The sequence below is a fragment of the Paraburkholderia sediminicola genome (assembly GCF_046027825.1).
In the GTDB taxonomy this organism is placed as follows: domain Bacteria; phylum Pseudomonadota; class Gammaproteobacteria; order Burkholderiales; family Burkholderiaceae; genus Paraburkholderia; species Paraburkholderia sediminicola_D.
Genome location: NZ_JAQQDU010000161.1, coordinates 1 through 10324, shown reverse-complemented (window position 1 = coordinate 10324; position 10324 = coordinate 1). Strand labels below are relative to the sequence as shown.

Here is a 10324-nt window from a genome sequence, read left to right as displayed (position 1 = left end):
ACACCAGCGCTATTGCAGCGCACCCGCGTGCCGTCAGGCGAGCAAAGCGGCCAGCCAACACCAGTGGCTTTCCCAACCCGAGAGCCAGGACTACTTCCGCGGCGCCGAGAATGTCGCGCGGGTGCAGCGCTGGCGCGCCGAGCATCCGGGGTACTGGCGGCGTTCCGGCGCACAGGATGCCTCTGCGTTACAAGATGACTGCCGCGCGCAACCCATTGAAACACAAGAGGAATCGGCGTTCATGGTGGGCGATGCGTTACAAGATGTCTTGTCCGCGCAACCGGCCGTGCTGATTGGGCTGATCGCCCATTTGACCGACAGTGCGTTACAAGAGGACATCGCGCGCAGCACCCGGCGCCTGCTACAACTGGGACAAGACATCTTGAGCGGGAGGCGCGACCATGCCGATCAAGCGGGTGATCTGCGCTGAGCGGGTCCGTACCATTCCGAGTCAGTTCAGCTGGGTCGACCATCGGCTGGTGCGCGAGCGCTATATCGAGCGCTGTGATGCGTGTGCCGCCGCGCTGTACCTGTTTCTGGTCACCGTCGCCGATGCCCAGGGCCTGAGCTACTACGCGGACACGTCGCTGGCGCGTCGCCTGTCGATGGCGCCGGCGCGCCTGGAGATGGCCCGCAGCGATCTGATCCGCATCGGCCTGATCGCCTGGCAAAGGCCGCTCTATCAGGTGCTCGCGCTGGATGGGCCGGCTGCGGAGCCGGCGCTGTCCCCGAGTCCCGCCGCGGACGTCGCCACACAACTCGAGCGGCTGCACGCAGCGCTGGGCAAGCGCCATGCTTGATTATGAGACGTACTGCAAGATCCGCGACTGCCATGACCGGCAACACCTGACGATCACGCAGACGGCACACGCGCTCGGACTGCATCCGCAAACGGTGGCGAAGTGGCTCAAGGCTGGTCAGTATCGGCCGCGCCAGTCACTGCCTCGCGCGAGCCGGCTCGATCCGTTCAAGGCACAGGTGGTGCGCTGGCTCGATGCGCATCCGTACAGTGTGCAGCAGATCTTCCAGCGTTTGCGCGAAGCCGGCTTCGACGGCGGCTACACGATCGTGCGCGACTATGTGAGCAAAATCCGCCCACCCCGTCACGAGGCGTTCCTGAAGCTTGCCTTCGCCCCCGGCGAGTCCGCCCAGGTTGACTGGGGCGAATATGGCTCGATTGCCGTGGGTTCGACCCGGCGGCGACTGTCGTTCTTCGTCATGGTGCTGTGCTACAGCCGGCTGATGTATGTGGAATTTACCGTGTCGCAGACGATGGAGCACTTCCTCGCGTGCCATGAGCACGCGTTCGCGGCCTTCCATGGCTGCCCGCGCAAGGTGATGGTGGACAATCTGAAATCCGCCGTGCTGCAGCGCCTGGTGGGTGAGGCGCCGGTGTTCAATCCGCGCTACCTCGATGCGGCGCGCCACTGGGGGTTCGACATCGTTGCCTGCAACGTCGGAAAAGGCAACGAGAAAGGCCGGGTGGAAAACGGAGTGGGTTACGTCAAAAAAAATCTCCTCAACGGGCTCGAGCTATCCGAGTTCAGCGCGGTCAACCCCGCGGCCCAACTCTGGCTCGACACCATCGCCAATGTGCGCATCCACGGTGAGACGCACCAGCGCCCCGTCGATCTGTTCGCGGCCGAGCAGCCCCATCTGAAACCGCTCAATCCAGCACCCTACGATGTCGCCCGCATCGTAACGGTGCGGGCTACCAAGCAGTTTCGCGTAGCGCTGGACACCAACCATTATTCCGTGCCGGCCCGGTACGCGAGCGCGCGCGTGACGCTCAAGGCGTATCCCGAGCGGGTTTGCATTTACCACGACAACCTGCTGATCGCCCGACATGTGCGCAACTATGACCGCCATCAGGATATCGAGGACCCCGAGCATCCGAAGGCACTGCTCGCGCAACGCCGCAATGCCCGCGAACAGCGGCTGATGCTGCGCTTCCTGAGTCTGGGGCCCCACGCCCAGAGCTATTACGATGGGCTCGAGCAACGGCGTACCAATGCGCGGCAGCACGCGCGCAAGATCGTCGCGCTGAGCGAGATCTACGGCATCGAGGCGGTCGCACGCGCCCTGCAGGATGGGCTTGCGTTTCACGCCTTCAGTTGCGAGTACATCGCCAACATCCTCGAGATGAAAGCCCGGCAGATCCCCGAAGCCGGCGCGCTGCACCTGATCCGCCATCAGGATTTGCTGGACATCGAACTCGCGCAACCGGATCTCTCGCACTACGGACCGGAGGAACCCCATGACGAACGTTGAACGTAACACTGCTACCGAGCACCAGAGCGAACTCGCCATCGATCCGTTGCGCACGCAGCTCGAGCAACTGCACCTGGGCTATACGCTGCAACATTACGAGGCGCTGGCCACCGAGGCGGCGGCCCAGCACTGGTCGCATGTCGACTATCTGGCCCACCTGATCGAAGGCGAAGCGCATCGTCGCGAAGATCGCAGCATCGCCCGGCGGGTCGCGCTCGCCCGCTTCCCGGTGCTCAAGACACTCGATCAATTCGAATGGAACTGGCCCAGCAGGATCAATCGGCTGCAGATCCAGAATCTGTTTCGCCTGAGCTTCATCGAAGAGGCGGCCAACGTGATCTTCCTCGGTGGCGTCGGGCTCGGCAAGAGCCACCTGAGTATCGCGCTTGGTCATACTGCCTGTCTGCGCGGCTACACGGTGCTGTTCGCCACCGCGGTCGATATCATCAACTCGGTGAACGCCTCGTACGCCCATGGCGGGCTCAAACGCGAGCTGCGCCGCTACGTCAAACCGCGCGTGCTGATCGTCGACGAGCTGGGATATTTACCCATCGATAAACAGGGTGCCGACGCGCTGTTCCAGATCATCAGTCAGCGCTATGAGCATGGCGCGACCATCATCACTTCCAACCGCGCGTTCAAGCACTGGGCCGAGATCTTCAACCACGACAGCACGCTGACCTCCGCGTTGCTCGATCGCGTCCTTCATCATGCCGAGACCGTCGTCATCGAAGGCAAAAGCTATCGCATGAAAGACCAGAGCGATCCTGAGCCTGCCACTTGATCGTCTTCAGCATGGTGAGTTTCAAACCGTCTGCTTTACGTGAAATTCACGCCGCTGCTGACAGGCGGTGACCACGCGACTTCGGGAAGAGTTTGCCAAACTGCAGGTTGAGGTCAATGAAGAGAAGAGCCGCACCGTTAATCTGGACCGCTCAGAGAGCTTCGGCTTTCTGGGATTCGACTTCCGTCGACTCCGCAGCGTACAGAGGCAGGTGTGGCGGGCGCACTATACGCCAAAGCTGAAGAAGCGCACGGCGTTATTGCGCAAGCTCAAAGAGGTGTTTCGGCGATACCAGTCGCAGCCGGTAGATCGGGTGGTAGAACTGATCAATCCGGTGTTACGCGGTTGGGTGAATTACTTCGCCGTTGGACATTCCAGCGAGTGCTTCAGCTTCATCAAAGACTGGGTAGAAAAGAAGATCAGGGTGCGCCGGGAGACCGGCAAGGAGTAGATGGTGAAAGTCCATTACGATGAAGGTGTAGCGAACCACATTGGCCCCGAGCCGTGCGTGGGCGCCCGCGAGGGTGTCGACGAAGCGTCGGCAGGGGAGCGTGCAGGCCAGCCATTGAGCCGCGATATTCTTAATATTCCGGGTGCTGACGTCGTCCTGATGGCGGAAGGCAACACGGCGGGGCACGACACCGCAAGTGCCTCGACGACCCGGCGCGGTCGGAGAACCTGGCATGCATGGACGCTCCTTGCGCGGGAACCGGGAGATCTCCCGTCTGGCCTGTTGCAGCATAGGCAGGTCCGCATCGGGAAGGCGAGGAGCCGTAGCCGATGATGAACGGACGGGAGAAGTCAGACTCCGCCGTAGTAGCGACGAAGCCTGCGAACAACGCCGGGGAACCGGCTGCGGAGTGGGTGGAGCCAAGGGCGGGGACCAAGGGGAACACGGGTCAGTCCAACACGCGCCGGGCACAGAACCGGGAAAGCGTGTCACACGGGCTGGAACGTGTACGGCAGGCTGCAAGGCAGCGGAAGAAGGAGCGGTTCACTGCGTTGCTGCACCATGTCACTATCGACCGGCTGCGGGAGTCGTTCCATGCGCTCAAGCGCAATGCGGCTCCGGGAGTGGACGGCGTGACGTGGCAGTACTTCGAGGCAGGGCTGGAAGATAACCTCCAGCGTCTGCACGCACGGGTACAGAGCGGCGCGTACCGGGCGTTGCCCGTTCGGCGGCAGTACATACCCAAGCCGGATGGCAAACAGCGCCCGCTGGGGATTGCCGCGCTGGAAGATAAAGTTGTCCAGCGTGCGGTGGTGGAAGTACTCAACGCCATCTACGAAGAAGACTTTATTGGCTTCTCGTACGGGTTCCGGCCCGGGCGCAGTCAGCATGATGCGATGGATGCGCTGTCAACGGCCATCACCAGCACCCGAGTGAACTGGATTCTGGACGCAGATATACGGAACTTCTTTGACGGACTGAGCCAGGAATGGCTGATCTGTTTTCTGGAGTACCGGATCGGCGACGAGCGAATCATCCGCCTTGTGCACAAGTGGCTCAAGGCGGGCGTTCTGGAAGATGGAGAGCTTAGCGTCAGTGAAACCGGTACACCACAGGGGGCGGTGGCGTCGCCGCTGTTCGCGAACGTGTACCTGCACTACGCTTTTGATCTCTGGGCTCAACGGTGGCGACGGCAGGAAGCCAAAGGCAACGTAATCATCACGCGCTACGCGGATGATATCGTGGTCGGCTTCGAGCATGAAGCTGACGCGCGGCACTTCTGGGACGCGATGCGAGCAAGGCTGGAGAAGTTCGGGCTTGCGCTGCACCCGGACAAGACGAGGCTGCTGGAGTTTGGGCGCTATGCGGCGGACAGGCGAAAGCGTCAGTGTCTTGGACGGCCGGAGACTTTCACCTTCCTGGGCTTCTTCTTTATCTGCGGGCGCTCACTTCGCGGGGCCTTTCAGCTACAGCGAAAGACCCGAGGCGATCGCATGCGGGCGAAGCTCAGGCAGATTAAGGACGATCTCCGAAGGCGTAGGCATGAACCGATTCCCGAGCAGGGGAAATGGCTCAAGCAGGTGGCTCAGGGGTACTTTGCCTATCATGCGGTGCCCACGAACTTCCGCGCGCTTAGCACCTTCCGCTACCACATCGCGGTCCTCTGGATGCGTGCGCTGCGGCGGCGCAGTCAGAAGGACCGAACGTCGTGGGCACGGATGAAGCAAATCGCAGAGTCTTGGCTCCCGCATCCTCGCATACTTCATCCGTGGCCCGACCAACGCTTTGCCGTCAAACACCCGAGATAGGAGCCTGGTGCCCGAATTGGGCACGCCAGGATCTGTGCGGGGGGTGCCCAGTAATGGGCATTCCTACCGCGATCGCCACATGGGGCGCTCCCGGAATCGACGCGGCTTCGGCTGGAAGCGGTGGAGTAGGCGCTGGCTGTATGAGGAACTGAAGCTGTTCAACGGCTATCGTGTTCGTCGTGCTGCCGCACCGAAAGCGCGCCCAGCATGATAGGTCCCATAAATCTTGACATGAAGCAGACAGGAGAGCGTAGTGCCGGAAACCGGCCCGCTGCGTTCGACGTGGCGGGAGCTGGAAACGTGACCATGGTTGCCGGATTGCGGGCCATCGCGAAAGCGGTGGAATCACCACCGGCGCCTACCGGTGCGCGCGCCAGTTCTCGACCCTACCTGAGGGGGCTGGACGCGGGTGACCGCGCCCAGCTACCCGACCGGTTGCTGATGGCTCAGGCCGCGAGCCACTATGCCACCGATCCGAGAACACTAAGTTTCAAACACACCTTGCAGCTATGGACTGAATGGCTGGCCCGAGGTCTGACCGCAACCCACGACCAGAGTCTCCTGTTCAACCTGATCGCGCAGTCTTGCGTTGGGAATCGCCCCGGTCGCATCGAACCACGAATGCGGAAACGAAGACCGAAGTCTTACCCATGGCTGAAAGAGCCTCGTCACATCGCACGCGAGCGCATCCGAAAATATGGGCACGCGCCACGGGCTTAAGTAAGTGCCATTCGTTCTAGGGGGGCAACGCGGCACGGTCCTCGCGCTTTACCGCCCTGCGGGTTCGTCCCGCTCATCGCGACTATTGGCGCAGTGCTCAGGGCGCACAACGCCACCTTCCTGATTCCATCACTACATTGCGTTTCCTGCCTTGACGAGCGAGGTCAAGGCAGATCGTCGAGCGCGCCTGCGTTTTCGAACAATCTGAGCAGCATGGAGCGCAACACCTTGACGTCGCCGGCGGTGAAGCCGGAGAGCGCCACCGACTCGTGGCGCTTTGCGACCGGGACGATGCGCAGAGCCAGCTCTTCTCCTTTTTCCGTCAACACAACTCTGATCGACCGTCCATCTGTCGCGCTCCTCTCCCGTCGCACCAATTCCTGCCCCTCGAGACGATCAATGATCCTGGAGAGCGCGGAAATATCGGACGATGCATGGAGAGAAAGTTCAGACAAGGTCTGGCCCGGAACATACAGAAGCGAGGCACAGACGCGCCACTCGCTGAGGTTCAGGCCAAACGGTTTAAGTGCCTTCGAGAACGCGTTTCCCATTCGACTGGTGGCACGCGCCATCAGGAAGGGGATCGCTTTTTCCAGTTCTTCTGGTCGCTTGGGAGTGTTCACGATCGTCGCCAAAACTGAGGATTCAAGTCAGTCTATATACTTGAAAATTCAATTATACGCAATTCAATAGCGATCGCTGATTGACGTGCTGCTGAAAATTTTCCGGATCATCCAGTAGCTCGGGATTGTTCACGGTCGTCAATTGACCGAGGGTTTACATGGAGTACACATACTTGAAAAATCAAGTATATTCAGTTGCGCATACTTGAAAAATCAAATAAATAATTACCCGGATCAAACCCATGCGGCGCCCCTCATCTTCATTTTGCAGACGAGGTTGCGACGCGTCGAACTGGAGCAGATTGATGAGAAACAAGATAGCGCTCGAAGAGCACTTTGCGATCGACCTGACCATCGAGCAATCGAAAGGTTACGCACCTCCCCACGTTTGGGAGATGCTGAAGTCGAATCTGATGGACGTCGAGCAGCAGCGACTCGAGCGGATGGAGCAGGGCGGCACCGCGTATTCAATCCTGTCGCTCAACTCGCCTGGCATCCAGGGTATTCCGGACATCGAGGAAGCGATCGATGTCGCGAGGCGCGCCAATGATGTCCTCGCCGAGCATGTTGCCCGTCATCCGTCCCGCCTGGGGGGATTTGCCGCATTGCCGATGCAGGACCCCGAAGCTGCGGCGCGTGAGCTCGAGCGCAGCGTCAAGGATCTCGGATTTCATGGCTTCATGGTGAATGGCTTTTCCCAGGTGGGCGATGCGGAAAATGTCGTGTACTACGACGCCCCGCAGTACACCGATTTCTGGGCGAACGCGGAGGCGCTCGGCAAGCCTTTTTATATGCATCCCCGGGATCCGTTACCGTCCCGTGAACCGATCTACGACGGTTTTCCGTGGCTGACCGCCGCGACCTGGGCGTTCGCGGTCGAAACGAGTATTCACGCACTGAGACTGATGACGTCAGGTCTGTTCGACCACAATCCCAACTTGCAGATGATTCTTGGCCATCTCGGCGAGGGGATTCCGTACAACGTCTGGCGCGTCGACCACATTCTCCAGAAGGCGCCACGCGGGCTGCCGTGCAAGCGCAGCGTGGGCGAATATCTCCGGGAGAACGTCTACCTCACGACGAGCGGCAATTTCAGAACGCAGACGCTTCAGGCCGCGATGCTGGAGGTGGGTAGTGACCGGATCATGTATTCGGTCGACTACCCATTTGAAACGCATGAGGAGGCGTCCCAGTGGTTCGACACATGCTCGATCAGCGAAACCGATCGCGTGAAGATTGGGCGCGAGAATGCCCAGCGTCTATTCGGGTTTGAATGATGCGAGGAATAGGGAGAAATCTGATGTCTGTAACAGAATTGGCGCCAGCAGACGTGTGGCGTAACAATATCTTTAGCGGCGGGTGGAAAACCGGAGGCGCGGGTACGATCGCGGTGACCGAGAAAGCGACTGGCGCGGAAATGGGATCGATTGGTTGCGCGTCGGCTGCCGACGTGTCAGCCGCCGCCGCGATCGCAACCGATGCGCAACGCGGCTGGGCCGCGACACCGGGGCCTCAGCGCGGGGATGTGTTGCGCGAGGTCGCCCGTTTGCTGGAGGTTCACAAGGAGGAGATCGCCGTTCAGATTGTCCGCGAGACTGGGTCGATACGGCCCAAGGGGCAACTGGAGGTGAAGTTGGCGATACGCGAGATTCTCGAAGCGGCGGCGTTAGGCAGTCAGCCAACCGGGATGATTACGACAAGCGACGTCAGGGAGCGGCATAGCGTAGCGCGCAGAATTCCAATGGGCGTGGTCGGCGTCATTACTCCGTGGAATTCCCCTTTCGTACTCGCGGCGCGAGCCATCGCACCGGCGCTGGCCACCGGCAACGCAGTGCTGCTCAAACCCGATCCGCAATCGCCGGTCTGCGGCGGTGTCCTGTATGCACGGCTGTTCGAGGCTGCGGGTCTGCCCGAGGGACTGTTCCATGTGCTTCCCGGTGGCGCGGAAACCGGCGACGCGCTGGTCCGGGATCCGCTTGTCAACATGATCAGCTTCACGGGGTCCACGCAGGTTGGGCAAACGATCGGCGCGGTCGCGGGTGGCTTGCTCAAGCGAACGAGTCTCGAACTCGGCGGCAAGAATCCCTACATCGTGCTTGACGACGTCGATATCGAGGCTGCGGCGAGCGCTGGGGCTTGGGGATCGTTTTTGCATCAGGGGCAAGTCTGCATGTCGGCAGGGCGGCATCTTGTTCATGAAAGCATTGCTGACGCGTATGTTGAAAGCCTCGTCCGGCGCGCCGGAGCGTTATCAGTTGGCGACCCCTTCAAGGGCAATTTCCATCTTGGCCCCATCATCAACGAACGGCAGGCTGCAAACGTCGATCGCATCGTGGCGGAGTCTGCGAGCCAGGGGGCGAAGGTTCTCGCCGGTGGGTCCCGCGACGCGCTGTTTTTCAAACCGACCGTTCTGGTCGACGTCGCGCCAGGCATGCCTGCATTTGAGGAAGAGATCTTCGGTCCGGTCGCCGCAGTAACCGTTTTCAAGAACGACGACGAAGCGGTCACGCTCGCCAATCAGAACCGGTATGGGCTGGTTGCAGCGGTGGCTTCAGCCGATTTGCGCCGGGCCCAGCGGATCGCGGACCGACTGCACGCCGGCATCATTCACATCAATGACCAGACGATCAATCACGAGGTGTTTGGGCCGATGGGCGGTCTGGGTTTGTCCGGCAACGGACATAACTACAGCACGTTGACCAACATCGACCAGTTCACGGAATGGCAGTGGGTGACGAGCCGCGATGATCTTCCGGCTTATCCGTTCTAGATCAAACAGAGTGAGGTGAATAGTGCCCCCCAGTACCGCACAGCGCGTGGAAGAGGCACCTGCTTCGATCGTCGACATTGGTGCGCTGATCGATAGCCAGCCACTGAGCACCTTCCAGAAATGGATCATGGTCATGATCGGCTGCTCGGTGGTGATGGATGGGTTCGACGTCCAGACAATGGGTTTTGTCGCCCCTGCGATTGTCCGGACGTGGGGCATCAGTCCGGCCGAACTCGGCCCCGTGTTCGGCGCCGGCCTGCTGGGGATGCTTGTGGGCTCCATCGTTCTCGGCGCCATGGCCGATCGCGCGGGGCGCCGGCCGGTGCTGATCGGCGCGACCGTCTTCTATGGGCTATGCATGCTCGGCACCACCCTGGTTCAAAGTGTGCCGGAGTTTCTGGTCGTTCGTTTTCTGACCGGTTTCGGTATCGGTGGCGTGATGGGTAACGCCATTGCACTGGTGAGCGAGTACAGTCCGCAGAAGCATCGGGCCTCGCTGATGACATGGGTTTCGTGTGGCTTCACGGGTGGGGCAATCGCTGGAGGGCTGCTCTGCGCCACGCTGCTCCCGTCGATGGGCTGGCGGGCGGTGTTCCTCGTCGGGGGCATATTGCCGCTGATCATTGCCGTCGCGATGGCCAGGTATCTGCCAGAATCGCTCCAGCTGATGGTGCTCAAACAGCGCAGCCCGGAACGGATTGCACAATGGCTTGGGCGCATCGCGCCGAACGTCAAGTTCGGGCCGGGGATCCGCTTTGTAGTTCACGGGCAGCCGCAAGCGAAGGCCTCGGTTGGCGAACTCTTTCGCCATCGCCGCGGCACGATGACGCTGTTGCTGTGGGGGATCAACTTCGCGAATCTGCTTGATCTCTTTTTCCTGTCGAACTGGCTTCCGAT

Annotated in this window: 9 protein-coding genes and 2 pseudogenes; 10 read left to right on the top strand and 1 reads right to left on the bottom strand. The window is 60.8% G+C overall.

The genetic code is table 11. The features are described from left to right. The 7 genes and pseudogenes from PQQ96_RS40450 to PQQ96_RS40420 form a co-directional block, all read left to right on the top strand. Positions 1-430, top strand: a pseudogene (locus tag PQQ96_RS40450) (hypothetical protein); the annotation flags it as partial. Continuing rightward, positions 402-800: a hypothetical protein gene (locus PQQ96_RS40445; protein WP_408302780.1), complete on the top strand. Its 399-nt coding sequence runs from the start codon at positions 402-404 to the stop codon at positions 798-800. The pseudogene PQQ96_RS40450 and the gene PQQ96_RS40445, both read left to right, overlap by 29 nt. After that, positions 700-2271: an IS21 family transposase gene (gene istA, locus PQQ96_RS40440; RefSeq protein WP_408302778.1), complete on the top strand. Its 1572-nt coding sequence runs from the start codon at positions 700-702 to the stop codon at positions 2269-2271. The genes PQQ96_RS40445 and istA overlap by 101 nt, the downstream gene beginning before the upstream one ends. Then, positions 2258-3055: an IS21-like element helper ATPase IstB gene (istB, locus tag PQQ96_RS40435; RefSeq protein ID WP_408302776.1), complete on the top strand. Its 798-nt coding sequence runs from the start codon at positions 2258-2260 to the stop codon at positions 3053-3055. Before istA ends, istB begins: the two co-directional genes overlap by 14 nt. Positions 3056-3122: 67 nt before the next feature. Beyond that, positions 3123-3506: a group II intron maturase-specific domain-containing protein gene (locus PQQ96_RS40430; protein WP_408302774.1), complete on the top strand. Its 384-nt coding sequence runs from the start codon at positions 3123-3125 to the stop codon at positions 3504-3506. A 329-nt stretch (positions 3507-3835) separates the two neighbouring features. After that, entirely contained in the window at positions 3836-5314 is a 1479-nt protein-coding gene (gene ltrA, locus PQQ96_RS40425) for a group II intron reverse transcriptase/maturase (RefSeq protein WP_459252150.1), read from the top strand. Between the two features lie 432 nt (positions 5315-5746). Then, positions 5747-6034: pseudogene (locus PQQ96_RS40420) on the top strand (IS4 family transposase); the annotation flags it as partial. Between the two features lie 164 nt (positions 6035-6198). On the opposite strand, the gene PQQ96_RS40415 reads toward PQQ96_RS40420, so the two are convergent. After that, positions 6199-6657, bottom strand: coding sequence for a MarR family winged helix-turn-helix transcriptional regulator (locus PQQ96_RS40415; RefSeq protein WP_408302773.1), 459 nt, complete (start codon positions 6655-6657; stop codon positions 6199-6201). 305 nt (positions 6658-6962) lie between these two features. Here PQQ96_RS40415 and PQQ96_RS40410 point away from each other — a divergent pair, with 305 nt between their 5' ends. From PQQ96_RS40410 to PQQ96_RS40400, 3 genes are all read left to right on the top strand, one after another. Further along, positions 6963-7934 (top strand): amidohydrolase family protein, encoded by a 972-nt coding sequence (locus tag PQQ96_RS40410; RefSeq protein ID WP_408302771.1) that lies wholly within the window; start codon positions 6963-6965, stop codon positions 7932-7934. A 23-nt stretch (positions 7935-7957) separates the two neighbouring features. Then, positions 7958-9427: an aldehyde dehydrogenase family protein gene (locus PQQ96_RS40405; protein WP_408302770.1), complete on the top strand. Its 1470-nt coding sequence runs from the start codon at positions 7958-7960 to the stop codon at positions 9425-9427. A gap of 22 nt (positions 9428-9449) precedes the next feature. After that, the coding region (locus PQQ96_RS40400) for an MFS transporter (protein WP_408302768.1) at positions 9450-10324 on the top strand (875 nt) is incomplete at its 3' end.